The 26,091-nt window shown below is 32.3% G+C and carries 29 protein-coding genes; 21 read left to right on the plus strand and 8 right to left on the minus strand.

The window, feature by feature from the left end; all coding sequences use genetic code 11:
* Window positions 1-27: 27 nt before the first annotated feature.
* Window positions 28-810 (minus strand): sulfite exporter TauE/SafE family protein, encoded by a 783-nt coding sequence (locus tag OZP08_RS15950; protein WP_281322306.1) that lies wholly within the window; start codon window positions 808-810, stop codon window positions 28-30.
* A 388-nt stretch (window positions 811-1,198) separates the two neighbouring features.
* Between OZP08_RS15950 and rlmH the strand changes: the two genes are divergently transcribed.
* Together rlmH and OZP08_RS15960 are read left to right on the plus strand one after the other, a co-directional pair.
* The gene (gene rlmH, locus OZP08_RS15955) at window positions 1,199-1,672 is read left to right on the plus strand and encodes a 23S rRNA (pseudouridine(1915)-N(3))-methyltransferase RlmH (protein ID WP_268847067.1); all 474 of its coding nucleotides are present in this window, start codon (window positions 1,199-1,201) and stop codon (window positions 1,670-1,672) included.
* Between the two features lie 249 nt (window positions 1,673-1,921).
* On the plus strand, window positions 1,922-2,401 hold the full coding sequence (locus tag OZP08_RS15960) for a CHRD domain-containing protein (protein WP_268847068.1): 480 nt from the start codon (window positions 1,922-1,924) through the stop codon (window positions 2,399-2,401).
* Between the two features lie 106 nt (window positions 2,402-2,507).
* Here OZP08_RS15960 and OZP08_RS15965 read toward each other — a convergent pair whose 3' ends face one another.
* Entirely contained in the window at window positions 2,508-3,128 is a 621-nt protein-coding gene (locus tag OZP08_RS15965; protein ID WP_281322307.1) for a hypothetical protein, read from the minus strand.
* Between the two features lie 41 nt (window positions 3,129-3,169).
* Window positions 3,170-3,994 (minus strand): dihydropteroate synthase, encoded by an 825-nt coding sequence (folP, locus tag OZP08_RS15970; protein ID WP_268847072.1) that lies wholly within the window; start codon window positions 3,992-3,994, stop codon window positions 3,170-3,172.
* 87 nt (window positions 3,995-4,081) lie between these two features.
* Here folP and OZP08_RS15975 point away from each other — a divergent pair, with 87 nt between their 5' ends.
* The 5 genes from OZP08_RS15975 (at window position 4,082) to OZP08_RS15995 (ending at window position 8,266) form a co-directional block, all read left to right on the plus strand.
* Window positions 4,082-4,624 (plus strand): DUF1599 domain-containing protein, encoded by a 543-nt coding sequence (locus OZP08_RS15975; RefSeq protein ID WP_268847073.1) that lies wholly within the window; start codon window positions 4,082-4,084, stop codon window positions 4,622-4,624.
* 56 nt (window positions 4,625-4,680) lie between these two features.
* Window positions 4,681-5,781, plus strand: coding sequence for a BT_3928 family protein (locus OZP08_RS15980; RefSeq protein WP_268847074.1), 1,101 nt, complete (start codon window positions 4,681-4,683; stop codon window positions 5,779-5,781).
* 242 nt (window positions 5,782-6,023) lie between these two features.
* Window positions 6,024-6,521: a TlpA family protein disulfide reductase gene (locus tag OZP08_RS15985; RefSeq protein WP_268847075.1), complete on the plus strand. Its 498-nt coding sequence runs from the start codon at window positions 6,024-6,026 to the stop codon at window positions 6,519-6,521.
* An 81-nt stretch (window positions 6,522-6,602) separates the two neighbouring features.
* Window positions 6,603-7,355: a triose-phosphate isomerase gene (gene tpiA, locus OZP08_RS15990; RefSeq protein WP_268847076.1), complete on the plus strand. Its 753-nt coding sequence runs from the start codon at window positions 6,603-6,605 to the stop codon at window positions 7,353-7,355.
* 107 nt (window positions 7,356-7,462) lie between these two features.
* Window positions 7,463-8,266: a hypothetical protein gene (locus OZP08_RS15995; RefSeq protein ID WP_281322308.1), complete on the plus strand. Its 804-nt coding sequence runs from the start codon at window positions 7,463-7,465 to the stop codon at window positions 8,264-8,266.
* An 86-nt stretch (window positions 8,267-8,352) separates the two neighbouring features.
* On the opposite strand, the gene OZP08_RS16000 is transcribed toward OZP08_RS15995, so the two are convergent.
* Window positions 8,353-10,713, minus strand: a complete 2,361-nt coding sequence (locus tag OZP08_RS16000) for a hypothetical protein (RefSeq protein WP_281322309.1) — start codon at window positions 10,711-10,713, stop codon at window positions 8,353-8,355.
* Window positions 10,673-11,812, minus strand: a complete 1,140-nt coding sequence (locus tag OZP08_RS16005) for a hypothetical protein (RefSeq protein ID WP_281322310.1) — start codon at window positions 11,810-11,812, stop codon at window positions 10,673-10,675. The genes OZP08_RS16000 and OZP08_RS16005 overlap by 41 nt, the downstream gene beginning before the upstream one ends.
* 744 nt (window positions 11,813-12,556) lie before the next feature.
* Here OZP08_RS16005 and OZP08_RS16010 point away from each other — a divergent pair.
* From OZP08_RS16010 to OZP08_RS16030, 5 genes are all read left to right on the plus strand, one after another.
* Window positions 12,557-13,441 (plus strand): hypothetical protein, encoded by an 885-nt coding sequence (locus OZP08_RS16010; protein ID WP_281322311.1) that lies wholly within the window; start codon window positions 12,557-12,559, stop codon window positions 13,439-13,441.
* 188 nt (window positions 13,442-13,629) lie between these two features.
* The gene (prmA, locus tag OZP08_RS16015; RefSeq protein WP_268847084.1) at window positions 13,630-14,463 is read left to right on the plus strand and encodes a 50S ribosomal protein L11 methyltransferase; all 834 of its coding nucleotides are present in this window, start codon (window positions 13,630-13,632) and stop codon (window positions 14,461-14,463) included.
* A gap of 43 nt (window positions 14,464-14,506) precedes the next feature.
* The gene (locus OZP08_RS16020) at window positions 14,507-14,782 is read left to right on the plus strand and encodes an ATP-dependent Clp protease adaptor ClpS (RefSeq protein WP_268847085.1); all 276 of its coding nucleotides are present in this window, start codon (window positions 14,507-14,509) and stop codon (window positions 14,780-14,782) included.
* A gap of 261 nt (window positions 14,783-15,043) precedes the next feature.
* Entirely contained in the window at window positions 15,044-16,315 is a 1,272-nt protein-coding gene (locus OZP08_RS16025; RefSeq protein ID WP_281323613.1) for a sterol desaturase family protein, read from the plus strand.
* An 8-nt stretch (window positions 16,316-16,323) separates the two neighbouring features.
* The gene (locus OZP08_RS16030; protein ID WP_281322312.1) at window positions 16,324-16,995 is read left to right on the plus strand and encodes a lysoplasmalogenase; all 672 of its coding nucleotides are present in this window, start codon (window positions 16,324-16,326) and stop codon (window positions 16,993-16,995) included.
* Between the two features lie 284 nt (window positions 16,996-17,279).
* Here OZP08_RS16030 and OZP08_RS16035 read toward each other — a convergent pair whose 3' ends face one another.
* Both OZP08_RS16035 and OZP08_RS16040 read right to left on the minus strand, forming a co-directional pair.
* The gene (locus OZP08_RS16035; RefSeq protein WP_281322313.1) at window positions 17,280-17,693 is read right to left on the minus strand and encodes a DUF6691 family protein; all 414 of its coding nucleotides are present in this window, start codon (window positions 17,691-17,693) and stop codon (window positions 17,280-17,282) included.
* A 3-nt stretch (window positions 17,694-17,696) separates the two neighbouring features.
* Window positions 17,697-18,254 (minus strand): YeeE/YedE family protein, encoded by a 558-nt coding sequence (locus OZP08_RS16040; RefSeq protein WP_281322314.1) that lies wholly within the window; start codon window positions 18,252-18,254, stop codon window positions 17,697-17,699.
* 181 nt (window positions 18,255-18,435) lie between these two features.
* Between OZP08_RS16040 and OZP08_RS16045 the strand changes: the two genes are divergently transcribed.
* From OZP08_RS16045 to OZP08_RS16055, 3 genes are all read left to right on the plus strand, one after another.
* Window positions 18,436-18,888 carry a 2-dehydro-3-deoxyphosphooctonate aldolase gene (locus OZP08_RS16045; protein ID WP_268847087.1) on the plus strand — a complete coding sequence of 151 codons (453 nt, stop codon included), beginning with the start codon at window positions 18,436-18,438 and terminating at the stop codon, window positions 18,886-18,888.
* Between the two features lie 235 nt (window positions 18,889-19,123).
* Window positions 19,124-19,942, plus strand: coding sequence for a 3-deoxy-8-phosphooctulonate synthase (kdsA, locus tag OZP08_RS16050; RefSeq protein ID WP_268847088.1), 819 nt, complete (start codon window positions 19,124-19,126; stop codon window positions 19,940-19,942).
* Window positions 19,943-19,960: 18 nt separating this feature from the next.
* Entirely contained in the window at window positions 19,961-20,821 is an 861-nt protein-coding gene (locus OZP08_RS16055; RefSeq protein WP_268847089.1) for a hypothetical protein, read from the plus strand.
* 318 nt (window positions 20,822-21,139) lie between these two features.
* Here the strand turns inward: OZP08_RS16055 and OZP08_RS16060 are convergent, their stop codons facing one another.
* A complete protein-coding gene (locus OZP08_RS16060) occupies window positions 21,140-21,490 on the minus strand; it encodes a DUF1801 domain-containing protein (protein ID WP_281322315.1) in 351 nt (116 codons plus the stop codon).
* Window positions 21,491-21,596: 106 nt separating this feature from the next.
* On the opposite strand from OZP08_RS16060, the gene OZP08_RS16065 reads away from it, so the two are divergent.
* The 6 genes from OZP08_RS16065 (at window position 21,597) to creD (ending at window position 25,917) form a co-directional block, all read left to right on the plus strand.
* On the plus strand, window positions 21,597-22,226 hold the full coding sequence (locus OZP08_RS16065) for a hypothetical protein (RefSeq protein WP_268847090.1): 630 nt from the start codon (window positions 21,597-21,599) through the stop codon (window positions 22,224-22,226).
* A gap of 57 nt (window positions 22,227-22,283) precedes the next feature.
* Window positions 22,284-22,955, plus strand: a complete 672-nt coding sequence (locus OZP08_RS16070) for a YiiX family permuted papain-like enzyme (protein ID WP_268847091.1) — start codon at window positions 22,284-22,286, stop codon at window positions 22,953-22,955.
* 63 nt (window positions 22,956-23,018) lie between these two features.
* Window positions 23,019-23,255 (plus strand): winged helix-turn-helix domain-containing protein, encoded by a 237-nt coding sequence (locus OZP08_RS16075; protein ID WP_432419641.1) that lies wholly within the window; start codon window positions 23,019-23,021, stop codon window positions 23,253-23,255.
* A gap of 134 nt (window positions 23,256-23,389) precedes the next feature.
* Window positions 23,390-23,842: a hypothetical protein gene (locus OZP08_RS16080; RefSeq protein ID WP_268847093.1), complete on the plus strand. Its 453-nt coding sequence runs from the start codon at window positions 23,390-23,392 to the stop codon at window positions 23,840-23,842.
* Window positions 23,843-23,845: 3 nt separating this feature from the next.
* Window positions 23,846-24,166: a hypothetical protein gene (locus OZP08_RS16085; RefSeq protein ID WP_268847094.1), complete on the plus strand. Its 321-nt coding sequence runs from the start codon at window positions 23,846-23,848 to the stop codon at window positions 24,164-24,166.
* Window positions 24,167-24,546: 380 nt separating this feature from the next.
* Entirely contained in the window at window positions 24,547-25,917 is a 1,371-nt protein-coding gene (gene creD / locus OZP08_RS16090) for a cell envelope integrity protein CreD (protein ID WP_268847095.1), read from the plus strand.
* Window positions 25,918-26,091 lie beyond the last annotated feature (174 nt).

A 26,091-nucleotide genomic window follows, 5' to 3' on the forward strand; every position in this document is an offset into this window, starting at 1 on the left:
CTTAAAATATTTTTTTTCCTAAATCACTTAAGAAACCAACTTGAATCCTACAAAAAATAACATTACTGCAATAGCGTTTCTAAGAAATAAATCAGGAACTTTACCACTCAACATACTACCCATATAAATTCCGGGAAGAGACCCCATCAATAATTGTCCTAATAATTCTAAATCTAAATTCCCCATTGTAGCATGACCTAATCCTGCAACAAGTGTAAGCGGAACAGCATGAGCAATTTCAGTTCCCACCAAACGAGGTGTAGGCAAAAGAGGGTATAGAAAAAAAAGTGTAACCGTTCCTAAAGCTCCAGCACCAATAGAAGTAAGAGTTACAGTCACTCCCAACAAAACCCCAATGGCAACCGTTAGAAGATTTTGGGTCTTACTCTCGCTGTGGAATTTATCTCCTGCGTGTCTTTGCGAAAATACCAAAAGTTTCTTTTTGAATATAATAGCAACTGATGTAAAAAGTAATGCCCACCCTAAACTAAATTTTATAATAGCATTTAGAGCTGTAATATCAGTGTTCAAACTATGAAGCACCCATAATGTCAGCAAGGCTGCTGGAATACTCCCAAGAGAAAGCCAACCTGTTATACTCCAATTGATATTCTTTTTTTTATTATGAACATATATTCCGCCAGCTTTAGTAATTGCTGCATATAATAAATCGGTACCTACAGCAGTCGTGGGACTAATCCCAAACCATAATAAAATGGGAGTCATCAAAGAACCTCCACCTACTCCTGTCATCCCTACTATAAAACCTACAGCTAAACCTGCAACAACTAAACCAACTTGAAAATCCATAAATTCAATCTTTATTTTTCTTTTTTTTTTGACAAAAGTAGAAAAAATGACCTACAATACAGAGGAGTAAGCACTTCTAGACTCAAACAGAGCGCTTATTTTTAAAAGAAAAAACTTTATTTTATTTCATCATTATTCCGCCAAAAAAAGCATTTATTGCTAAAATCATTTTTATTCTACCCTAAAATCAAAAAATTTTCTTTTTTCTCAGAAAAAATTAATCATTTGACAATAACTCTATATAATTAATAGACTATATGGAATTAATTAAAATTATTAACAATACAAATTTTAACATAAATTTTACAAGAATTTACTTTGTTTGTTGATTTTGAAGACAATTCTAGAATTCAAATTTGTAACTTTGCCGCTCTGAAATCCTACCAAAATGAACATCAAACTTATCGCAATCGGGAAAACCGATAATAAATCATTACAAACTTTAATTGATGATTATACAAAGCGATTGTCTTTTTATATCAAATTTGATTTGGAAATCATTCCCGATATCAAAAACGTAAAAAACTTATCTGAGAGCCAGCAAAAAGAGAAAGAAGGTGAACTTATACTTTCAAAAATTACTCCAACAGATCAGCTTATCCTATTGGACGAAAACGGAAAAACCTTTTCTAGTGTAGCCTTTTCAGCTGAATTACAAAAGAAAATGAACTCAGGTATTAAGACATTGGTTTTCGTAATTGGTGGCCCATATGGCTTTTCAGATACCGTTTATGCTAAAGCAAACGGTAAAATATCACTTTCCCTAATGACTTTTCCCCATCAGATGGTGCGTTTATTTTTTATTGAGCAATTGTACCGCGGTTTTACTATTTTGAGAAATGAACCTTACCACCATCAGTAATTTTTTTATAGAATTCTATTTCCCCTATTCAAAATTTTAAAACTCCAATTTCAGTCTTAAAATCGCTTGAAAACAGGGTTATCGCAATCCTAAAAAAAGACATATTTTATTTATTATCAATATTTTACACATAAAAACACTCGTGATTAAAAATAAAAACGTAAATTTATTATGTCTTTATTAAATCTTAATAAAATTTAATAATTGTATTTTTTTTATTCATTTTTCTAATCTTAAAAATATATAATTATGAAATCTATATTCAGTTTTTCAGCAATTTTATTCTTGTTTTTCATCGGAATATCATGTTCCAATAGCGATGATAATAATTCTACGCCTACACCAACACCTACCCCTGTTATCACAACGTTCGCAGCTACTTTGACTCCTCCAGCTGGCGTTACATCAAGTGCTTCTGGTAGTGCAGCGCTCACATTGAACCAAACTGCCAAAACATTTTCAATTACTGTAAATTATACAGGACTAACACCAAATGCTGGGCATATACATAACGCAACTGGAGGCATTGAAATTCCTTTTACAAATGTCTCAACTTCTCCATTTACCGTATCTGGCTCCATAACCGATGCTCAAATGACAGAACTTTTGGCCAATCACTATTATGTAAACTTACATACTACAGCATACCCTAATGGAGAAATAAGTGGAACTCTTATGAAAACAGGTACCTCTGGCGGTGGCGGAGGTGGCGGAGGTGGTGGTTACTAACACCTTCAAGCTAACAATCTAACTTTATATAAAATAACAAAGCCATTCTTTTAAAAGAATGGCTTTTATAATTTCAGGCTTTTATATTATTCGCAAAAAATTAGTATCAATAGACATACTCTTTAGAAACCACGTTCTTTAATTCTACAGAATGAATAAAGACTTTATTCTGAATATAACTTCCATAGCTACTGTTTTTATCAAAACAATATAATATTTCTTTTGAATCAGTATTCGCGTTATTAATGAATTTTTGCAAATCCTTTTTAGGAACTACCTCATTATTTACTATTATTTTTCCGTCTTTGGAGAAAAACACAACTAATCCTTTTTTAGGCTTTTCTAATTTATAATACACTTGTGTAAAAGGAATAAAAGCAAGATTTTTGCCTATACTATCAGCATAAGAATAATAATTGAGTGCCAACTCATTTCTATGTTCTTTTTCTTCGCGTTTCCTTTTTTGCAATTTCATCACTTCAGGAATAACCAAACGCAAAGGCAATCGTTTGTCAATATTCAAAATCCAATTGGTGGTAATAATACTGTTCTTTCTGTTTACTTCGGCCAAAGTATCTTTGCCATTTACCCTAAAAAAAATATAAATTGGCGAAAGGTCAAACACTTCTTTTACAATAGTAGTATCCGATTTTGGCAACAAAACATCTTCCTTATTTCCGCAAGAAACACATAACAATACTACAATACCAAATAAATATTTTATCATTTTAATACTTTTTATACAAATCAAAGCTAATTCCTAATTATTTAAAAATTCATTTTATTGAATAAATGAACACATTCTACGGCTTCCTTCACATCATGAACCCTAAGAATCTTGGCTCCTTTGGTTAGAGCAATCGTGTTTAAAACCGTAGTACCGTTTAAGGCCATTTCGGCATCTACTCCCAATGTTTTATAAATCATTGATTTTCTTGAAATACCAGCCAACAATGGCATTTCTAACATTTGAAACAATTCTAATTTTTGCATAACGGTATAATTTTGTTCCAATGTTTTAGCAAAACCAAAACCAGGATCCACAATTAAATCGTTTATACCAAGTAATCTTGCAGCAGCAATCCGTTCAGAGAAATAAAATAGCATTTCTTTAATTACGTCATTATATTCCGCAAAAGTATGCATCGTTTGCGGTGTTCCTTTCATATGCATCATAATGTATGGAACTTTATATTTCGCAACAGTTTCCAGCATTTTATCATCTAAAATTCCTGCCGAAATATCATTGATAATAGCAGCTCCATTTTCTATACAAACCTTTGCAACTTCTGCACGAAAGGTATCTATTGATAATATAATTTCCGGAAAATGCTTTTGTAATAAATTGACAACTGGAACAATTCTCGAGATCTCCTCTTCTTCGGAAACAAACTCAGCATTAGGTTTACTGGAATAGGCTCCCACATCAATAAAATCAGCTCCTTCGGTTAGCATTTTTTCAACACGCGACAAAAGTTCGGCTTCATTATTGTACTTCCCACCATCAAAAAAAGAGTTGGGAGTTACATTCAAAATCCCCATAACTTTCGGCATCGATAAGTCAATAAGTTGCCCTTTACAGTTTATAGTCATTCCAATTTGGTTTTAAAAACTTAAAATTCTGCATTCAAAAAAAATATTCTTATTTTTGATGCAATTTTATACAAATATACACCAATAATGAAGAATACTTCACAAGAATATGATAACGTGATTGCGCTTTGTCGCTCACTATTTATCAACAAAATGCAAGATTACGGTAGCGCTTGGCGCATTTTGAGACTTCCGTCACTTACCGATCAAATTTTCATAAAAGCCCAAAGAATTAGAAGTTTACAAGAGAATGAAATTCGTAAAGTAAATGAAGATGAAACTGGCGAATTCATTGGTATCATCAATTATTCTATTATGGCATTGATTCAATTGGAATTGGGCGTGGTAGATCAACCGGATTTAAATACCGAAAAAGCAACTCAACTATACGATGCTAAGGTCGCTTTGACCAAAGAATTAATGGAAAACAAAAACCATGATTATGGGGAAGCTTGGCGCGATATGCGAGTAAGTTCATTAACCGATTTGATCTTGCAAAAACTACTTCGTGTAAAACAAATAGAAGACAATAAAGGAAAAACTATTGTGTCTGAAGGAATTGATGCCAATTATCAGGATATGATTAACTATTCTGTTTTTGCTTTGATTCTTATGGGATTTAAGAAATAACAACTCATTAACAAAATTAAAAAAGCATCCCTATATCTTTGCTTAAAACATAAAAAATGAAAAACATAATTACTCAATTCTCCCGAATCTTTGTTGGTGTACTGTTTATAATTTCTGGATTAATCAAACTGAATGACCCGGTGGGATTCTCTTATAAACTAGCTGAATATTTTAGTGAACCGGTATTTAATATGCCATTTTTTGTTCCATATTCTTTGGCAATGGCATTATTTATAGTAATCCTGGAAGTGGTTTTAGGAGTGATGTTGCTCATTGGTTTCAAATCAAAATTAACCATTTGGCTACTATTACTTTTAATCATAAAGTTTACATTCCTGACTTTCTATTCAGCTTATTTTGATGTAGTAAAAGATTGCGGATGTTTTGGAGATGCCTTACACCTTACACCTTGGCAATCCTTTACAAAAGACGTTGTTTTATTGTTTTTTATATTGATTCTCTTTATTAATATGAAATTGGTAAAACCTTTATTTGAAAATAAAATCCAAAATATTCTTGCTGTATTAACCGTTTTTCTATGCAGTTTTATGGGATATTGGGTAATCAATCATTTACCATTAAAAGATTTTCGTGCCTACAAAGTAGGAAACAATATTCAGAAAGGTATGGAAATTCCAGATGGCGCCCCAAAATCTGTAGTAGAAATGATTTTTATTTACAAAGTAAATGGTGTTGACAAAGAATTTACGGAGAAAGATTTGGCTAATATTCCTGCTGGTGCCACTTTTGTAGACAGAAAAGACAAGGTAATTACTGAAGGTTACGTCCCTCCTATTCATGATTTTGTAATGGAAAAAGACGGGTCTGACTATAAAGACGAGTTACTTCAAGAGCCTAAATTGTTAATGGTTGTTGCCTATGATTTGAATTTGGCCAATGTTGATGGTCTTGCCAAAATGGAACAAATCAATAAAAAAGCTTCTGCGAAAGGATATAAAGTAATTGGAATGACAGCATCGACTCCAGAGGAGATTGCAAAAATTAAAAAGCAATACGGACTAACTTTTGATTTTTATTTCTGTGATGCTATTCCACTAAAAACAATCGAAAGAGCCAATCCAAGTTTTGTCATTTTAGAAAAAGGTACTGTAAAACAAAAAGTACATTACAATGATGTTGAAAACTTAGTTTTCTAATAAAAACAGCTTTTTTCTTTTTCGAAAAGAGTAAATATTTAAACCTTGTGGGAATTACAAATTCCTTCAAGGTTTTTTTTATCCCTTTAGTTAATTGAAATTTTCTTCTGAAAATTTGTAAAAAAAATAGCAACTATAACGATATTGCTAATACTTTTAACGATTTGGGCTTTAAAATTATTAAATCTATTTCCTCCTTTTTCAATTCTTTGGTTAACTTTGTGTAATCTAAAAATCATTAAATGAAAAAAATAGCCTTCCTTATTATTGCTTTTGCAACATTTTCTTGCACTCAAGCTCAGAAAACAGAATTTTCTAAACAAGCACTTTCTGAAACTTTGTTAACCACTGCCGGTAAACAAATATCCTTTCAAAACATTATAAAAAATCACAAAGGTCAAACTACCGTCATAGAAATTTGGGCTTCTTGGTGTGGAGATTGTGTAAAAGCAATGCCAAAAATAAAAGAGTTACAAGAAAAAAACAGAAATGTTTCTTTTGTATTTCTTTCAATGGACAAAACTGTAGATAAATGGAAAGAAGGAATTCAAAAACATGAGCTCAAAGGAGACCATTACATGGCCAATGACGGAATGAAAGGTGTTTTTGGACAAGCTATCGATCTTGATTGGGTTCCAAGATACATTATCATTGATGAAACTGGAAAATTAATACTATATCGTGCCATAGAAACAGATTTTGCTGTTATAAACGAAACCCTAAAAAGCCTGAATTACTAAAAAAAACTTAAACCTCTAAAAACTAATATATTAAAACAAATAATATACAAATTTAAATACCACTAAAAAAAAACAAAAAAAATGAGAAAAAAGATTGTAGCTGGAAATTGGAAAATGCATAAAAATGCAGCTCAAACTAAAGATTTATTAAACCAATTATTATCCGAAATTCCAGCTGAAACCTCTGCACATGTATTTGTTGCACCTACATTTATAAACTTGGCGTCAGCAGTCGAAAATTTAACACACTCAAATATATCCGTTGCTGCACAAAACGTACACCAAGCAGAAAGTGGAGCCTTTACAGGAGAAATCTCTGCTGACATGCTTAAAAGCGTTGGTGTAAAAACCGTAATTTTAGGTCACTCAGAACGTAGATCTATATTTCACGAAACAGATGCATTGATTGCCAGCAAAGTAAACACAGCTTTAGTACATGATATGACAGTTATTTTCTGTTTTGGAGAAGAACTAAAAGATCGTCAATCCGGAAATCATTTCAACATTGTTGAAAACCAATTGAGAGATGGTTTATTCCATATTCAAGCTAAAGACTGGGAGAAAATTGTATTGGCTTATGAGCCAGTTTGGGCTATTGGTACAGGAGAAACTGCTTCTCCGGATCAAGCGCAGGAAATGCACGAATTTATCAGAGAAACTGTTCGTAAAGCTTTTGGAAGTGATATTGCAGAAGATGTTTCTATCCTTTACGGTGGAAGTGTAAAACCTGATAATGCCAAAGAAATCTTCTCTAAACCAGATGTAGACGGAGGTCTTATTGGTGGAGCTGCCCTTAACGCAAAAGATTTTATTTCTATTGTAACTTCAATCTAATAATCTTATTATTTTCAATTTCCTATAATTTAGTTTACATTATAGGTTAGTAAATAAATGAACCTGTTCAATAAAAATGAACAGGTTTTTTTAACTACCCAAATTTTATGAAAGTCCCAAAAACGATTAAAAAAAAGTCCAATAAAATTTGGCAAAAATGGTCTATTGCTTTCCGAATCATTCCTCTCATTTTATCCATAGCAGTTTTAAAAATTTTATCCCATAAATTTGACTTTGAGCTAATCGAGTTAAACGCACTATTCACCAGTTTAATAGCCGGTACCATTTTCTTAATCGGGTTTCTGATTAGTGGTGTTCTTTCAGATTATAAGGAAAGTGAAAAATTACCAAGTGAACTTTCAGCATCCATAAAAACATTGTATGATGATGCCTATACCATTTACAAAGGCAAAAATTCTAAAAATGCTTTGCAGCTTATCGAATTTCAAAAACGATTTATTCATTCATTGATGGATTGGTTCTACAAAAGAGAATCAACATCATCCATACTTGAAAAAATAAGCCAAATAAATGATTTTCTGGTAGAATTAGACAATGAAGGCATTCAAGCGGGCTATATTATCAAAATGAAGAATGAGCAAAACAACATTCGAAAAATGATTTTAAGAATTGACACCATCAGAGAAACCAATTTTATAGGATCAGCTTATGCTATTCTAGAAGCTATGGGATTTTTAATTGCATTTTGTTTAATCATTATCAAAATAGATCCATTCTACGCCTCTCTATTTTTCTCATTGTTAGTTACTTTTTTAATCTCCTATATGTTTTTATTAATCAAAGATCTTGACAATCCTTTTGATTATGCTGAAAATGGAGAAAGTGGTACAGAGATTTCGCTAAAACCTGTTCACGACCTCATAGAAGTATTTGACAATCTCAAAAACTAATTCATAATAACAATCCAAAAAAAGAGGCTATCTCACAACTCGTGAAACAGCCTCTCTTCTATTTTATATCCTAAAGATACAATCCTTTAATATGCCATTTTACCATTAATAAAATCCTGTAACAAAGGACAATTGTACTTTTTAAAAGTTTTGGTATCCCTGTAAACTGAATTAAAACTATAAATCTCTTTTCCTGGTTTAAACTTAGCGCTTTCGACACCTAAAAAATTGTTCGTTAAGGCGTAACTAACATATTCACACTCAAAAACCATTAAACTTGCCAAGGCTTTCTCCTCTTTATTTTTAGAAAGAAACAGCACTTTTTGATAGTAATCTTTAGCCAAATTACAATTCAAATAATTCCCATTTTGATACTTCTTTTCGTGTTCAAATCGATTCCCACCAAAAACATAATCCCAATATCCTTCTCCAAAATTAGACCCCATACCATAAGCAGTCATCATCCAGGCATTACCCCAAGTTGATACATTAAAGAAAGCGTGCCCTAATTTTAAGTTACTTTCAGCAGTATTTTTCTTTTTAAGCTCTAAAAGTGTTTTTACAAATTCAGTTTTATTAAAAACATAATTAAACTGCCTATCTTTTTTACTCATCAGTATTTTTGGAAAAAAAGGATCCTCATTCAAAAAGTTTTTATACTCATAATTATCCTTCCAAAAATTCTTTGGCATTTCGGCAAAGGTTTTATAGGCTAATTCCAAATTGTTTTCCCTAAAAGCAATCGTTCCTTTCAAATCCTTATAGACATTTATATCAAAATTAATTGTCCCTTTGCAGATATAATTTTCAAAAGGTGTTTTGTCTTTCTTTTTAATCAAAGCTATCAAATTGTCTATATCTTTAATCGAAGCAAAACGATCAAAATAGCCTAAATAATTATAAAAACTAGGATAATATCCCCATTCCGAATTATTACCTTTCTTAATGTTTGATTTCAAGAATATTAATCCTGCAGTAGCTTCATCCCCATTTTTAGCATATTCTCCAGCTACAATTCTATAAAAACTATACATACTTTTAAATAAGCTGTAATCTTGATCTACTGCGTTTTCAATCGAATTAAAACAATCAAATAACAACTTTTTAGTCTCTTTACTGTGAATATCATTTTGTTTTAAAGCCACTAAAGCCAACTGAATTTTAGATTGTAAAATGATAGAAGAATTAGCCTCTTTTGAAATCAAATCAACATACTTCTTACCCAAATCTATTTGATCATCAATAAAGCACAGCTGCGCAATTGCCGAGTAGAGATAGTCCTTTTGTTCTCCTTTCGCTGATGACGTAGTGCTTAACAAGAACGTTCTTAGCTCTTTTAAGTACCCCATATCCTTTACGAAGTTTTTTGCTTTTGCCTTTTCATAATCGTCATACCATTCACCCCCTTCCAAAACAACCGAAGGTGTACTCTGAGTGTATTTGGGTGTAAAAATCCAATCTTCTAGTTTATTAACCTCTCTACCTACCAAAAAGCTAAAATAAACTGAGTCGGGATTATAAGCATAAATCTGTTTCAAAGTTTCTAATTGTGGCGACGGATTACGCATACATTCGAGTGCAAGAATGGCGCCTCTTTCAGTATCATTTTGGGCATAACTCAAAGTTTCTTGAGTTAAATCTCGATTATAATGTTGCATCACCGCATGGGTTTTCTCATCACAAGTAACAAAAACCTGACTCAAATAATAATTTTGCAATGCTTGATTATCTGTACACAAAGCTCTAAAATACAAAGCCCAAGGTGTCAAAATAGTATTGGGTTTCATCGCAAAATAAGTCTCATACAATCGATTCGCCTCTTGGGGCTTTCCATCATAATAACTCATTCTGAGCAACAAAAAAGCATAACGTTGTTTTAGGAAAGCATCTTTGGTCGAGCTCAGTTTTTTATCATAATCTCCTAAAGTCGCTACAAATTTATTCTCGGAATCATAACCATAATTCAAAGAATTCCAAGTTTCCCATTTATACCCGCCTATATTATTGTATTCTAACTTTTTGGCAAAAATCAAATACTCTAAAAATTTCTTGTTTTTATGAAGCTGCAGTTTTTGCACAAAAGTATTCTTTGCAAAAACCTTAACAAGTGATTTCGACTGATATGCTGACTGAAATACCTCCGAATTCGTTTCATACAAAATTGTATACACATCATCCGGATCAACATCCATACCCAATTGCTTTTGCCATTCCAAACAATTTAGTTTTTGATCTCGGGTTGAAAAGACATTTGGAGTCGCGTAAATATCGGACGAGTATGTCAAAAATCGAAGTTTCAAAAAATCGTTCCGTTCCGCACGAAACAAAGCCAATCGACCAACCTCTGGGCTTTCGTACCAACCGCAAGCCTGAACCCCATTAAAGGATAGTAAAAAAACTAAAAGGCTAAAAAAGCGAATAATAGTTGGATATATTTTCTGTTCCATAATCGTTTATGTATTTTTTATCAAATGAGAAAAAGGTCACTTTGGTTTGATCGGTAATCGTGATTTTAGATTTTAAAACTCCAATCATTTTTCTTATTTCGGCATCCGAGATTTTTTCAATCCGAATTTCATCACCGTTTCTAAAATAAGTATCACCAATCAAAATGTCATCTTGAAACAAATAGCGTGTTGCACTCACTTTCTTAAAACGAATAGTATCCTTCACAAAACCATCATAGTCTGACAAAATCCCCTTAAACTGATTCCCTCTAAAAACCACTGACCAACTGTACAACGGCAAAGCCAAATCTAATGGTAATGCATACCCTCCCTTAGTAATATAATCTTCGACTTCCTTGCTTGTACCAATAGAATTTTCAGTGGTATGATCCGTAGGACTTGTCAAGTTATAGCACATTAGCAAGCCTTTATCAACAGGCGGAATCCCTGCTTTCTCTCTATATTTGTACTGCCAAAGTCTCACAGTGGCCGAAAGTGAATACTGAGGAAAACTAGTTTTAAGTCTTTGCAAGAGATAAAAATAATTCTTCTTCGATTTTTCAGACCAATCACAATCAATCAAAATCTCCTTGCAATTTATTTTTATTTTTCCTACCACAATTTTTTCAATAGAATCTGTATTTGGCCAAACCTTATGATCCTGACTCCCTGAATCATATATTTTTTGAGACATTTCGTAAGCCTTAGCATGAGCTTGCTCCTTTTTATATCCTTCCAGCACGTTTTCAACCCTCTTCTCTATACGCATGGCTAGTGAGTCCAGCTGCTTTTTACTTGACAAAAGCATCACTTCATTAGTCACAAAAATGCTCGGAGTAATCTCGAATTGCTCCATATCCCAATTCAGAGAACGTGTCGTTGCCACGGGTTGAGGTTCACTCGCATAGGGATTCCAATCTACATCAAAAAACCGAACATATAAATGTTTTACCTGCATCTTTTTGGCTAAAGAATCCTCTGCAGAATTTGTATAGTGATCTGTTTTCCAATAACAAAAGGATCGTACCACCTCTGGTTTTACCCCTCTACTACTTACCAAAATCACAAACAAAAAAGAAATTAAAATTGCTTTTTTCATAAGTTATTATAACTATTTATGTCGAGCAAAATTAACACTAATTCTTATATTTTTGCATGTAGCAATCATAAAATAAAAAGTCATATTTAACGATTTTTCAAGCCGAATTTATGGTTCCATTTTGAGCCAAAACCCTTTAAACAAAGAGGCTAACACAACAAAATACTCACTCTCATCCTTTCTCTAATACAGTCGTTTATACACACCTCTTCAGTAGCTTACTTCCATCCCTCCAGTATACACAACTACCTCATTACTAAATGATAGAACTTTCTAAATTCACTCTTTGTAAGTACAAAATGTATACAAAAAAGCCATTTTAAGATTTGTAATCTTTTTTGACTATTTTTGAAAAATAAATAAAAACGAAACAAACCCTAACCAATTTCCCTAAAAAGGGTATATATTATAATGATCTGTTTTGTACATATACAAGTTATGTAAAATTTTATGATAACACCTTACCTGAAAAAAATAACGATATTCTTCGCCATCAGTCTACTAGGAATTGTGGGAATAATAATTTCTTCACTTATTTTGATAAACCATAACGGAATGAATCATAAGTTACAAGGTTGGGTAAATCTACTTTGGTTACCACTATTGCTTATTATTTTAATCATAGACAGAACTTGTGTATGGAAATTTGGAACTAAAAAGGTAAACAAAGTTCAGCTTAATATTTTAGGCACTTTAATTTTACTTTTTATAATTAATTTTATCAGACTACAACTATAAAAAATAATGAAAAAAAAATTATTACTATTAGCATTCTTACCATTTATGATTTCTTGCCAAGAAAAATTTAACACGAAAGATGAACAAAGTTTCAAAATTTCGAGAGAAAAAATTGAAAAAGATCTCAATCAGAGCGAAAAAACAGATTTAGAAAAAGCAATGCGTGTAATTGCATTAGAAGCAATGCGATTAAAATGGGAAGAACCCCAAAATTACGAGGGAAAATCATTTAATAAAATATCTTTAGAAATGATAGACGGTTTTTCCTATTCATCAGTTATCGATTTAGCAGAAGATATTTTAAAGAATAGAAATAAAAAAGAAATTGAAAATTTAACTAAAGAAATAGATAGCTTAAATCTTCAAAAAAATGGATTTCTAAGTGCTCAAAAATCACTTAATGTTTTTAAAATCAATTCTCTAAAAATAAATAAAACAGACTTTTTTGATGAAATGGTTCCTGAGTTAGAAATTGATTATCAATATATTGGAAAAGACAAACTTATAGGAACAAAAACAATACAATTTGAAGTCCGAATAAAATCTAAAAATGAGATTATCAAATCCGAAAGTGTTAGCTACGGAAACGATGATAGTATTTTGGAAAATGGTGAAACCATAACTAAACATATCATTTTTAGCCAAACCAAAGAAACAAATCCTAAATTGTGGAACGCACAAAAATACCCTATCGAAAATCCAAAACTTTCTGATTATGACCTGGATTTAAAAGTTAGCGTTTTAAGCTTAGTCCTTAAAGGAAAAAAGGTTGAAATGCCCAAGATGGATATTTCTCAAATAGATGAGAAGATTAAAAATAATCAAGAAAGAATAAATGAATTAAAAACTGTGAAAGGAACTCTAGACGAGTTAGAATTGACAGACCTATAAAAAACTTCTGCTAACAAGGATAGCAACAAATTAATATTGTCCCTAAAGAAGTTCTATTAAAGATTGGTTTGAATAAAACTAAGACTACCAGCAACAAGCTTTAAAAGATATTATTGGCAATTATAAAATATTTTCAAAAATTCAAAAAGGATTGCATCCTATTGTTACCTTTGCAAAAAATTTTAAACATGTCAAATATTTATATTGGGTATCATTTTACAATAGAACCAAAAGAGTTGGGGTCGGAAATTTTAATTGCTGAATTGGGTGAAAAAGCCTTTGAAAGCTTTACAGAAACCGAAACAGGAATTTCTGCCTTTGTACAAAAAGATCTTTGGGACGAGACAATATTAGATGGTATTCAAATTTTAGAATCAGAGGAGTTCAAAATCGATTATACTTTTGAAGAAATCGAACAAGTGAATTGGAATGAAGAATGGGAAAAAAACTTTGAACCAATAGATGTAGAAGGAAATTGTCATGTCCGTGCTCCTTTTCATCCAAAAACCAATGCCCAATTTGATATAGTTATCGAACCAAAAATGAGTTTTGGTACAGGTCATCATGAAACTACACACATGATGATTCAGCATTTATTAGAAATGGATGTTACTGGTATGAAAACACTCGACATGGGTTGTGGAACTGCAATTCTTGCAATTCTTGCCGAAATGAAAGGTGCTCAACCAATAGATGCTATTGATATTGACAATTGGTGCTATTTGAACTCTATAGAAAATGCCGAGCGCAACAATTGTAAGCATATTACCGTTTATGAAGGTGATGCCGCTTTATTAAAAGATAAAAAATACGATTTGATCATTGCCAACATTAACAGAAACATTTTGCTAAACGATATGCAAAGTTATGTAGATTGTCTTAATCCAAAAGGAACCATTTTATTTAGCGGATTTTACGAAGAAGACATCCCATATATCGATGCTTCATGTACTGAAAAAGGGTTGACATATGTTAAAAAGTTTCAAAAAAACAACTGGGTATCAATAAAATACGTAAATTAGATAAAGTTTTTTTATTATTAACCGGAGTACAAAACCTAAGAATATGAGTACAAAAGAAAAAATAAGAGAAAGAGCAAAAGTAGAAGATGTAACTACAATCAATAACGAAATAATAGTGTATAATGATGATGTAAACACTTTTGATCACGTTATTGAAACCTTAATTAGGGTTTGTGGTCACACTGCAATTCAAGCTGAACAATGTTCACTAATAGTACACTACAATGGAAAATGCACCGTAAAAACCGGTGAATATGACAAATTAAAAGTACAATGCACTAGATTACTCGCAGCCGGCTTAAATGCCGAAATAATCTAAGCTACAATACCATTCCAAAAATGAGTTTTTGATAAAACCTATTTAAGATGTTACCAATCTTAAACAGGTTTTTTTTTTGCGAATATATTACCAAAACTACAAATTACTCTCAAGTTCAAAAAGTCTACCTAACAATAGTCTAATAAATACAGTAGTCTAAAATCTCACAATTATTAAATATCTATAACAATCTATAAATAATCAACAAAAAATATAACAATATCTATAATTCTTCTATATTTGAAAAAAAATATACCCCAAATGGAAGAATACGGTAAAATTTTAGTTTTTGTTATGCCTATTTTTTTGATCTTAATTATAATCGAAAAAATATATGGTCATTATAAAGGAGAAGATACTTCTCCAAATATGGATTCGGTTTCCAGTATCAGCTCAGGAATGATCAATTCGGTCAAAGATGTTTTAGGACTTAGTATTACGCTTGTATCGTATGAATGGTTCGAAACCAAGTTTGCCTTGATGCATTTAGAAGCCAATGTTTTGGCATATATCATTGGGTTCATAGTTATTGATTTTTATGGTTATTGGAGCCATCGTTTATCGCATCAAATTAACTTTTTATGGAACAAACATGCCATTCATCATAGTAGTGAGGAGTTTAATCTAGCTTGTGCTTTGAGACAAACGGTTTCCAGCTTTGTCAATCTTTTTACTTTTTTATTGATTCCGGCAGCATTATTGGGAGTACCACCAAAAGTAATAGCAATCACACTTCCTATCCATTTATTTTTACAATTTTGGTACCATACCAAACACATCAAAAAAATGGGTTTTCTGGAAAAAATACTAGTTACTCCCTCCCACCACCGTGTGCATCATGCGATCAATCCTATTTACATGGATAGAAACCATTCGCAAATATTCATTATTTGGGATAAAATATTTGGCACATTTCAAGAAGAATTAGATACTGTACCTCCAGTTTTTGGCATTACGAGACCTGCTCTAACGTGGAATCCGGTACGAATTAACTTTCAGCATCTTTGGTTACTAATTACTGATGCTTGGCGTGCCGAAAAATGGATAGACAAACTTACCATTTGGTTCAAACCTACTGGTTGGAGACCGGAAAATTTTGAAGAAAAATACCCTGTAAACAAAATTACAGATGTCTATGCGTTTGAAAAATATGGCACACAACATTCCAATAAATTAATGTACTGGTCAATTTTTCAAGCCATAATTACTTTATTATTCATCACGTATATGTACAACTCAATAGCAATTATTGGTTTACCAAATGTATTTATATATGGTGCCTTTATTTTCGTAACCGTTTACAGTTATACAGAATTGATGGATGCCCGAAAAATTTCATTGCTTTGGGAAGGAATTCGCTTTCTATTTGGCATTGCTATTATTGTTTATCTTGGTGATTGGTTTGGAATGAATAATCTTTTCCCTTACGCCAGTTTCATTATTACGGGATACCTCGTTCTGTCATTATTTGTGACTATTTATTTTATAAGCACAAATTTTGATGCCAAAAAAGCTATTGTGACAATCTCTTAAATAACTCTATGAAATCATCTTTACTTCTTAAAATTTATATCAGTTTTACAAGCCTCTATCTTATTATCCTTTTTCTCGAATTAGACGGATTCGATTGGTATATGAAACCAGTCTTACTACCAATTCTATTAGCGGCAGTTGCTGTTTCCGAAAGTTTTCCCACCAAAAAAATTCTTTTAACAGCGTTGACTTTTTCATGGATTGGCGATATTATACTCTTATTTACAGACCGAGGCGAGCTGTATTTCATATTCGGACTAGTGGCTTTCCTCCTGTCTCATCTGGTTTATATACTTCTTTTCAGCAAACAGCAAAACACCAGAATCAATGAAAAAAAAGAGATCTTTTGGTTGGGAATTTTAGCAATAATCGCCTATTTCTTTATCATGATTGACACTTTATTCCCTAAACTGGGTGAATTAAAAATTCCTGTTATAGTCTATGCGGTTGTGATAACCACTATGCTTTTCTTTGCTTTTAAAGGCAGTTTAAAATGGGCTACTCCGGCTAACAATTATATTCTTATTGGAGCTATTGTATTTGTCAGTTCGGATAGTATTTTAGCTTTCAATAAATTTTATACTCCAATAGCACATGCCTCTTTTTATATTATGCTTACATATTGTTTAGCACAATATTTAATAGTATCAGGAATTTTAAAGTTGAATGGGGCTAAATAAGTTTTATACACCGTCATTGCGAGGAACGAAGCAATCCCATATCGTATTTCCAAACCAATGATTTGCTCAGATTGGTTGTTCTGGCTAGTGAGATTGCTTCGTTCCTCGCAAAGACCTTGCATGTGTGTTTTGCTGACGGGTTTCTTCTCGTCTTTTGCGAAAAACAATTTTAAAAACACTTAACTTACTAATGTTGATTTCTATCCTTCACATCATATTAATCCAAAAAAAAAGCATTTCTCAGTTATAAGAAATGCTTTTTTTATAGAAAAATTTTTTAGTGATTAATGAGGCAATTTATTTTTTAAAGCACCATAAATAATAGTCCCAATCAGTGCACCAATTAATACAATAATCACAGGCATAAATCCAGCTCCAATCAAAATAAAAATAGGACCAGGACAAGAACCCACTAATGCCCAACCTAATCCAAAGGAAATACCTCCCACCAAATATCTGACAGAATTATTTTCCTTATCCAAGATTTCAATAGGCATACCTTTGATGTCTTTGATATTTTTTCTTTTAATTATCTGAATGCCTACAATTCCAGTCGCTACAGCAACCCCAATAATCCCATACATATGGAAAGATTGAAATTGAAACATTTCATAAATGCGATACCAAGAAACTGCTTCAGATTTGGTAAGAACGATTCCAAAAAGAAATCCAACGAGAAAATATTTTAATATCCTCATAATTTAAAAAAGTAAGGGTAATATAAAATGAGCCATAATTAATCCGCCAATAAAGAAACCTATAACAGCTTTAAGCGAAGGCAATTGCAAATTACTTAATCCAGAAATAGCATGTCCAGATGTACATCCGCCTGCATAGCGTGTGCCAAAACCGATTAAGATTCCGCCAATAAGCAGAATAAAAATACTTTTGGGTGATTCCCAAATTTTATGTCCAAATAATGCATCCGGCATTAATTTACCATTGGGAGCATCAATTCCCATTTGGGAAAGTTGCTCTATCGTTTTGGGATTAATATCAATATTAGAAGGATCTCCCATAAAATGAACCGCCACAAAACCTCCAGCCATAGCGCCTAGTACTACCAGAAAATTCCAACGGTTAGCTTTCCAGTCAATATCAAAATATTCTATATTTTTTCCTAATCCAGTCATTGAGCATAAAGACTGAAGATTAGTCGACATACCGAAATTCTTTCCGAAATAAATCAGTAAAAGCATAACCATACCGATTAAAAAGCCCGAAACATACCAAGGCCATGTTTGAAAAATAATATTCATAGTTTTTCTTTTTGAGCAAAGATAAAAAGGTAAAAGCAATCCTAATGTGAGAAATGTTACATTTGCAAAAAATAATCTCAGTCACAAAGTGCAATGTCCAACCAAATGATAATTACATTTTGATTATTTTTGAAACAGCAGTTTAACTTTTAAATTTAGAATCCTAATTAACCTAGAGAATATGAAAAAAACAATTCTTTTTATTGCTTTACTACTTGTTATAACTTCTTGCGGAAGTATTAAATCAACAATAAAAAACGTAGACAACAACGCTCCTGTACCTGTTTTAGGCAAAAATAATTCCTTTGTAATTACAGAATACAGTAAAGACAAAAAGTATGGTTATGACAAAGATTACCCAATCAATATCTACTATCGAGGTACCAGAAACGATACCATTAACCAAAAATATTTCTTGAATGCATTGGCAGGCCCAAAAGGAGAAAAGATCACTTATACCCGATTGGAAAACTGCTGTCCTTTTCCATCAAAAAACAATGAAATGGGTGCTGGCTTTCTAAATGTGTACGAATTGAAATGGGAAGGTCAAAAAAAACCGGTTATTTTGTATTTAAACATCTACGAAAGAGGACGATTAATGGTTCCGTTTGGTCTTAGTTTGCAAAAAATGTAATTAAAACCTATACCGCCTTAACTGCGATTACTTCCATAACTTTCATCATAATTGAAGTCTAGCCAACTCTGTTTGAAGAAGTATTCAATTTTAAAGCGATTTTTCTTTACTCAAAAAGACACTAACCAAGCAAATAGCAGCTAATTTATAGTTTTTTTGGTTCAAAATTAATTTCAATTTGTAATTAGGAAATCGCAAAATCAAACTACCTTTGCACTTTCAAAAAAAACACACTATGAACATACACAATATTCCACAAATCAAGCATACTGAGAGTGGTAACTTCTTTTTACTGGCTGGTCCATGCGCTATTGAAGGCGAAGAAATGGCAATGCGAATTGCAGAAAAATTAGTTGGCATTACAGATAAATTACAAATTCCTTATGTTTTCAAGGGTTCATTCAAGAAAGCTAACCGTTCCAGAATAGACAGTTTCTCTGGAATTGGAGACGAGAAAGCCCTTAAAATTTTACAAAAAGTATCACAAACTTTTGGTGTACCAACAGTTACCGATATCCACACTAATGAAGATGCTGCTATGGCTGCAGAATATGTAGATGTATTGCAAATTCCTGCTTTCTTAGTTCGTCAGACCGATTTAGTTGTGGCTGCCGCCAAAACCGGAAAAGTGGTTAACTTGAAAAAAGGACAATTCATGAGTCCTGAGAGTATGAAACATGCCGTACAAAAAGTATTGGATTGCAGTAATCAAAACGTGATGGTAACAGACCGTGGTACTATGTTTGGTTACCAAGACATGATCGTAGATTACCGTGGTATTCCAACTATGCAACAATATGCAACAACTGTTCTGGATGTTACCCATTCATTACAACAACCAAACCAAACAGCAGGAGTAACTGGAGGAAGACCAGATATGATTGAAACTGTTGCCAAAGCTGGAATTGCTGTAGGTGTAGATGGTATTTTTATTGAAACCCATTTTGACCCGGCTAATGCAAAAAGTGACGGTGCCAATATGCTGCACTTGGATTACTTCGAACCTTTAATGAATAAGTTGGTTGCCATTAGAAAAACCATAAATCAATTCTAAAAAATTAAATTAAATACATTGAAAACAAAATTTTTATACGCCTCTTTGTTCGTTCTTTTTTTATCAGTTAATGCCTTTGCACAAGACAGTATGCCAGTTACAGAAAGATATACGGCACACAACAAAGGAAAGTTCTTTGCACATTGGGGAGGAAACAGAGCATATTATACTACTTCAGATTTACACTTTGAAGGAGAAGGATACAATTTTACTGTAGAAAATGCACAATCACACGATTTACCAAAAGGTTGGAATATCGATTATATTAAACCTGGAAGTTTAACATCATCACAAACTAACTGGAAAGTTGGGTACTTTTTTCACGATAAATTTAATGTTTCTATCGGGATTGATCACATGAAATATGTGATGACTCAAGATCAAACTGCAATGATTAACGGAAACATTAATTTGCCTTCTACCGAAGTTGGCTCTCAATTTAACGGATCATACAATAATGTGCCAGTAAATTTAACTGATGGTAAATTTTTAAAGTTTGAACATACAAACGGATTAAATTATGTCTTTACTGAAGCAGCTCATTATACAGACATATCTTCAATTTTTGGTATTACAAATACCGATATATTCCAACTAAATTTAACACAAGGAGTAGGAATGGGAATATTGGTTCCAAGAACTGATGCTACTGTTTTAGGTAAGCCAAGACACGATGAGTTTCATATTTCAGGATACGGTTTCTCTGCAGATGCTGGTTTAAACTTCACTTTTTTCAAACATTTCTACATGCAAACTGAGTTAAAAGGTGGTTATATCAACATGACTGATGTAAGAACTACTTATACTGGTGATCATGCTCAGCATCATTTTTGGTACGGAGAAACCATCGTTTCTTTTGGAGGTATCTTTAGACTATAATATTCTTATCCCATAAAATTAAAATCTCCTTCGGGAGATTTTTTTTTATTGGTTAAACCCTCAATTGTATAGGCACAGATTCAAGTCACATAATTATGGGTAATCCCAATTAATTTTAATTTAATTCTTCTCATTATTTTATCTGCGGAAATCTGCGAAATCTGCGTGAAATATGGCGCGCAGATTTCGCAGATTTTCGCAGATTTTTTTAAATAATCTACTAAAAGTTTAGCTTACCCAAACGCAAAACATTGACCACTAAGGTTAAGGCTATTTTTTTTATGATTTTGAGCCTTCATAGTTAAGGGTAGAACCTTTTCATTTATATAAAGTTGCTGCTTCTCTTATCACATCAATTAAAATAGTATTATCGATTTCTTCCAAATCATAATAACGAAGCGACTTTACTGTATTTCTTTTTTCATCAACAAGGCAATCTTGATTTCTTTTTAATTGAAATCCACGGGCAAAACCTGCATCAACAAAGTTTTTTTTATGATTGGGAGCCAAGTAACAAAAAGGCTTTTTCTTATAATAAAAATAAGGTATCCCCCATTTAAAAAGCAGCTCCAATTCTGGCATTTCCCTTTCGAACACACTTATTAAATGCAAGACAATTGACCTAAACTTTTCGGGCTGGCGATAGATATATTCGTCTGTGAGCTTCATATTTAGACATTTATTTTTTTTTCATCAGTCATATATAATAAAAATAAAAAAAATATTGGTAGTCTTAAATTTTATCATTTACTTTGTATTTCAAAGTACTTTAAACATGGAAGAAAAATATTTACAAGACATTAGTGACATCAAGAACATGATGAACAAATCCTCTCAGTTTATTTCTTTGAGTGGTTTGGCTGGAATAATGGCTGGCATTTATGCTTTGATTGGTGCTTATATCGCCCATGAATTGATTCAGAATCATAAAAATGATTATACATCAAGCAACTATAACCAAGTTATCACTTTAGAAAGTAATACATTCAAAATGATACTTTTAATTGCTTTTCTCGTATTATTTCTATCCGTTACCACTGCCGCATTACTGACTATTAATAAAGCTAAAAAAGAAGGAGAAACCGTTTGGAATACCACTTCCAAAAGACTATTAACCAACTTTTTAATTCCATTAGTTACCGGAGGAATTTTTGGAATGCTGTTATTACAAAATGGAGACTATGGTCTAGTAGCTCCTGTCACTTTAATTTTTTATGGATTATCTTGTGTAAACGCAAGTAAATATACACTTAGAGACGTACGCTATCTAGGAATTACAATTATTATACTAGGTCTGTTATCTACCGAATTTTCAGGTTATTCATTAGAGTTTTGGGCTTTAGGTTTTGGGGTTTGCCATATTATTTATGGAAGTATGATGTATTTTAAATACGATAGAAAATAAACTAGTTTCTTTACATAGAAAAACATTGAAAATTGTAGAATCCAAGAAGAAAAAAACATGAAAAAGACAAAGTATATTTTTGCGATAGTTACCTTTCTGATGAGCTTTGGATGTGCGTTATTCATAGCCAATTCAATGTTTGGAAATATTCTTTTTGGCAAACAAACAATAAGTGCTTTAGACAAAATACAAGAAGGAGATATGATTTTTCAAACGTCCCAATCCAAACAATCCGAAGCTGTTAAAATAGCAACAAATTCTAAATTTTCACATTGCGGCATTGTTTTTATCGAAAAAGGTAAAAAATATGTTCTTGAAGCCGTACAACCCGTAAAATACACTCCGCTTGAAACCTGGATTACCCGCGGAAAAGAAAATCATTTTGTGGTTACCCGATTAAAAAATGCATCAACACTATTGAATCCGGAAACCTTGCAAAAAATGAAAGACTACGGAAATAGATTTAACAATAAAAACTACGATTTCTATTTTGAATGGTCTGACGATAAAATATATTGTTCAGAACTGATTTGGAAAATATACAAAAACGGAGCAGGAATCGAACTATGCCCGCTCCAGAAGTTAAAAGATTTTAATCTAAAAGATCCCCGAGTACAAACCATATTAGCAGAACGATACGGAAAAAACATTCCTCTTGAAGAAAGTGTAGTTGCACCATCAAACTTGGAAAATTCTAAAATTGTAACCACCATAATTGACACTTACTAAGATTTGAAAAACATTATTCAAAATATAAACAAAGCCTTTGACCATCGCATACGACTTGGAATCATGTCCGTTTTGATGGTCAATGAATCTGCCGATTTTAGTACTTTGAAAGAATTGCTGGGTGTTACTGATGGTAATCTGGCCAGTCACACCAAAGCCCTAGAACTGGAAAATTATATTGCCATTGAAAAACAATTCATTGGTAAAAAGCCAAATACAAGCTACAGAGCAACCAAAGAAGGCCGCAAAGCGTTCCAAGATCATATTAATGCACTCGAAAAATTGATACAGAAACGATAAACTATTTTTTTAATCTTTTACTTTGAAATTCAAAGTACTTTTAAAAATAAAACTTAATAACAATATTATCATCCCGAAGAAAAAGAAAACTCCACGAACTAAATAATAACATAAAAGCAACGACAACAAAAAATATGAGAGACCAACTAATCGAAAAAATGTACGAATGGAGCAAAAAACCATACCAACGATTTTTTAAAAACAAAATAGCATGGGAGATTAACAAGCAAGAATTGCTCGCCTATCCTGAAGAAACATTAGGATTTCATTTAGGGCAATTTCTGCAAAAGAACCATTTTGATATTCAACCTAAATTAGAAGATCATGACATTATCCATATACTCACAAATACAGGAATAAGTGTGCGAGAAGAAATAGGAATGCAATATTATCTAATGGGAAATGGCAAAAAAAGCTTGTATTTATATCTAGTCATTCTTGCAGGAACGCTCTTCTACCCTACGTATATCGATTATTTCTTCAAGGAATTTCGTAAAGGGAAAACGGCTCACTCCTTTCATTATTTGGATTTCTCAAAAATGCTTTTTATTCCAATTTCAACTATTCAACAAACTTTCAAAATTTAGATCATGCCAACCACACTAACCCAAGAGGAACCTTTTGAAGGCAGAACTTCAACCGAACTTGCCCTTGGTTGTTTTGCCATCGGAACATTATTTTTCATCCTTTTTCTAACGCTGCAGGATACTTCTTTTATATTCATTATTGGATTTATCTTCATTGTTGTGGCAACAATTCTCAATGCAATAATGCTCCATCATCTGTTGTATCATTTTTACATTTTACCTCAACAGCGGAAATATATAGGTCAGAAAATTTTAATTCTATTAAGTAATATCCCAATAGCATTCCTGTATTTCAACATTCTAAAAGCACTCCAACTTTTATAATCTATAACTATAAAAGCCAAAACATGGAAACATCAAACCGAACAAAATCCTATTACAAATGGGCATTTTCTAATGAACTGACCATTGGTTCATTTATTATTGGTACCTTAATACTCCTTGCACACAAAGCCCTACTCCATAATGACATGGTCATGATAATAGGAATATACTATTTTCTTTTTGCCACCTTCATAAATACTATAATGCTATTGTACCTTATTTTTCTCTGCATTATTCTACCAGATAAACGACAAAACTTAGCACTAAAAATCATCCTTTTATTGTGTAACATTCCTATAGCGTTCATATATCTCTGCATAGCCCTTAATGCGGAGTGTTCAGATTCACCTTTCTAATAAAATATTAAAACAACAACAAACATGGAAACTCAAGAAAATCAAGCCCCAACTCCTACATCTTTTTTTCAATCGCTTTTTCAGTCAACAACTGCCAAAATGCTGATGGTGGGATTTTTGACTCTTATTTTGCTCATTCCGCTAGAATTTGTAAAAAGCCTTATTAATGAACGCTCGAACCGTCAGGAAGAAGTCATTTCTGAAATCAATGATAAATGGGGTGAAAACATATTCTTCTATGGTCCTATATTGAAAGTTCCCTACACTACTTTTGAAGAAACATTGACCATTAACCAAAAGACCAATGAAACAGTAAAACAGCAAAAGGCAATTACAAAATATGCTTATTTTTTCCCAGAAAATTTAAAAGCAAAATCCAATGTTACCACTAAATTGCTCAAACGAAACAACTACGAGTCGGTAGTATACAACTCTAAAATAAACTTTAAGGGACAATACATTCATCCCGATTTTAGTAGCAAAAATATTCCTGTAGAAAACATTCAATGGAACAAAGCCTCAATTTTGATAAAAACTACCAATTTAAAAAGCATCAAAGATGAGGTAAAAATTAATCTTGGCGGTAACAAATTTACATTTGAACCGGTTTATAGTACTAATCTAAATGATTCTACCCAAGCTTTAGAAACCGGTTTTATAGATCTGAAAAATGTTTTAATAACAGATAAAACCAACTTTGATTTTGCGATTACCTACAACGGAAGCAAGCAAATAAAAATGGTTCCTATTGGTAAAACCACTCAATTGCATATGCAATCTAACTGGCTCTCACCAAGTTTTACCGGTAATTTCCTTCCCGATGATAAAACCAAAAAAATCGACGCCTACGGTTTTGTAGCCAATTGGAAAATCCTCCATATCAACAGAGCCTTTCCGCAACAATTCTTTGAAATTTTGCCTGACTTAGGTACATATGCCTTTGGAGTCGATTTTGTTATTCCTGTAAATCAATACCAACAAAATGAAAGAGCCGCAAAATATGGCTTTCTCGTAATTGGTTTGACGTTTCTTATTTTCTTCCTAATTCAATCCATTAGCAAAATCAGGATTCATATTTTCCAGTACTCAATGATTGGGCTGGCACTGATTTTATTTTACACCTTACTTATTTCCATTACTGAGCATAGTAGTTTTACAAAAGCTTACTTAATTGCTGCAACTGCAGTCATCACATTGATATCGCTGTACTCCGTTTCGATCCTAAAAGGTCGCAAATTCCCAATGTTTATTGCCGCTTCCCTTACTGGATTATATACATTTATCTACGTTATCATCCAGTTAGAAAATTATGCTTTATTGGTAGGAAGCATTGGTTTATTTGGCATTCTTGCTGCTGTAATGTACTTTTCCAGAAAAATTGATTGGAATAAATAAAAAGGGATAATTAGATGCAAAAAATGTTCTTTCAATGATGTTTTGCGTAAGGGATTGCGGCGATATCCTTTATTTTTTTCCTTTAAAAAAATAAAGATAAAGCCAAAAGCCCGACCCTGTGATACAAAATAAGGGAGGCACGACCACTATTTTGTATCACAGGGTTACACCCTT

The organism is Flavobacterium aestivum, from assembly GCF_026870175.2.
Classification (GTDB): Bacteria; Bacteroidota; Bacteroidia; order Flavobacteriales; family Flavobacteriaceae; genus Flavobacterium; species Flavobacterium aestivum.

Excerpts from the sequence above, each read along its gene's own strand:
- OZP08_RS15950 (WP_281322306.1), bottom strand. The coding sequence starts at position 810 with ATGGATTTTCAAGTTGGTTTAGTTGTTGCAGGTTTAGCTGTAGGTTTT.
- rlmH (WP_268847067.1), top strand. The coding sequence starts at position 1,199 with ATGAACATCAAACTTATCGCAATCGGGAAAACCGATAATAAATCATTA.
- OZP08_RS15960 (WP_268847068.1), top strand. The coding sequence starts at position 1,922 with ATGAAATCTATATTCAGTTTTTCAGCAATTTTATTCTTGTTTTTCATC.
- OZP08_RS15965 (WP_281322307.1), bottom strand. The coding sequence starts at position 3,128 with ATGATAAAATATTTATTTGGTATTGTAGTATTGTTATGTGTTTCTTGC.
- folP (WP_268847072.1), bottom strand. The coding sequence starts at position 3,994 with ATGACTATAAACTGTAAAGGGCAACTTATTGACTTATCGATGCCGAAA.
- OZP08_RS15975 (WP_268847073.1), top strand. The coding sequence starts at position 4,082 with ATGAAGAATACTTCACAAGAATATGATAACGTGATTGCGCTTTGTCGC.
- OZP08_RS15980 (WP_268847074.1), top strand. The coding sequence starts at position 4,681 with ATGAAAAACATAATTACTCAATTCTCCCGAATCTTTGTTGGTGTACTG.
- OZP08_RS15985 (WP_268847075.1), top strand. The coding sequence starts at position 6,024 with ATGAAAAAAATAGCCTTCCTTATTATTGCTTTTGCAACATTTTCTTGC.
- tpiA (WP_268847076.1), top strand. The coding sequence starts at position 6,603 with ATGAGAAAAAAGATTGTAGCTGGAAATTGGAAAATGCATAAAAATGCA.
- OZP08_RS15995 (WP_281322308.1), top strand. The coding sequence starts at position 7,463 with ATGAAAGTCCCAAAAACGATTAAAAAAAAGTCCAATAAAATTTGGCAA.
- OZP08_RS16000 (WP_281322309.1), bottom strand. The coding sequence starts at position 10,713 with ATGGAACAGAAAATATATCCAACTATTATTCGCTTTTTTAGCCTTTTA.
- OZP08_RS16005 (WP_281322310.1), bottom strand. The coding sequence starts at position 11,812 with ATGAAAAAAGCAATTTTAATTTCTTTTTTGTTTGTGATTTTGGTAAGT.
- OZP08_RS16010 (WP_281322311.1), top strand. The coding sequence starts at position 12,557 with ATGAAAAAAAAATTATTACTATTAGCATTCTTACCATTTATGATTTCT.
- prmA (WP_268847084.1), top strand. The coding sequence starts at position 13,630 with ATGTCAAATATTTATATTGGGTATCATTTTACAATAGAACCAAAAGAG.
- OZP08_RS16020 (WP_268847085.1), top strand. The coding sequence starts at position 14,507 with ATGAGTACAAAAGAAAAAATAAGAGAAAGAGCAAAAGTAGAAGATGTA.
- OZP08_RS16025 (WP_281323613.1), top strand. The coding sequence starts at position 15,044 with ATGGAAGAATACGGTAAAATTTTAGTTTTTGTTATGCCTATTTTTTTG.
- OZP08_RS16030 (WP_281322312.1), top strand. The coding sequence starts at position 16,324 with ATGAAATCATCTTTACTTCTTAAAATTTATATCAGTTTTACAAGCCTC.
- OZP08_RS16035 (WP_281322313.1), bottom strand. The coding sequence starts at position 17,693 with ATGAGGATATTAAAATATTTTCTCGTTGGATTTCTTTTTGGAATCGTT.
- OZP08_RS16040 (WP_281322314.1), bottom strand. The coding sequence starts at position 18,254 with ATGAATATTATTTTTCAAACATGGCCTTGGTATGTTTCGGGCTTTTTA.
- OZP08_RS16045 (WP_268847087.1), top strand. The coding sequence starts at position 18,436 with ATGAAAAAAACAATTCTTTTTATTGCTTTACTACTTGTTATAACTTCT.
- kdsA (WP_268847088.1), top strand. The coding sequence starts at position 19,124 with ATGAACATACACAATATTCCACAAATCAAGCATACTGAGAGTGGTAAC.
- OZP08_RS16060 (WP_281322315.1), bottom strand. The coding sequence starts at position 21,490 with ATGAAGCTCACAGACGAATATATCTATCGCCAGCCCGAAAAGTTTAGG.
- OZP08_RS16065 (WP_268847090.1), top strand. The coding sequence starts at position 21,597 with ATGGAAGAAAAATATTTACAAGACATTAGTGACATCAAGAACATGATG.
- OZP08_RS16070 (WP_268847091.1), top strand. The coding sequence starts at position 22,284 with ATGAAAAAGACAAAGTATATTTTTGCGATAGTTACCTTTCTGATGAGC.
- OZP08_RS16075 (WP_432419641.1), top strand. The coding sequence starts at position 23,019 with ATGTCCGTTTTGATGGTCAATGAATCTGCCGATTTTAGTACTTTGAAA.
- OZP08_RS16080 (WP_268847093.1), top strand. The coding sequence starts at position 23,390 with ATGAGAGACCAACTAATCGAAAAAATGTACGAATGGAGCAAAAAACCA.
- OZP08_RS16085 (WP_268847094.1), top strand. The coding sequence starts at position 23,846 with ATGCCAACCACACTAACCCAAGAGGAACCTTTTGAAGGCAGAACTTCA.
- creD (WP_268847095.1), top strand. The coding sequence starts at position 24,547 with ATGGAAACTCAAGAAAATCAAGCCCCAACTCCTACATCTTTTTTTCAA.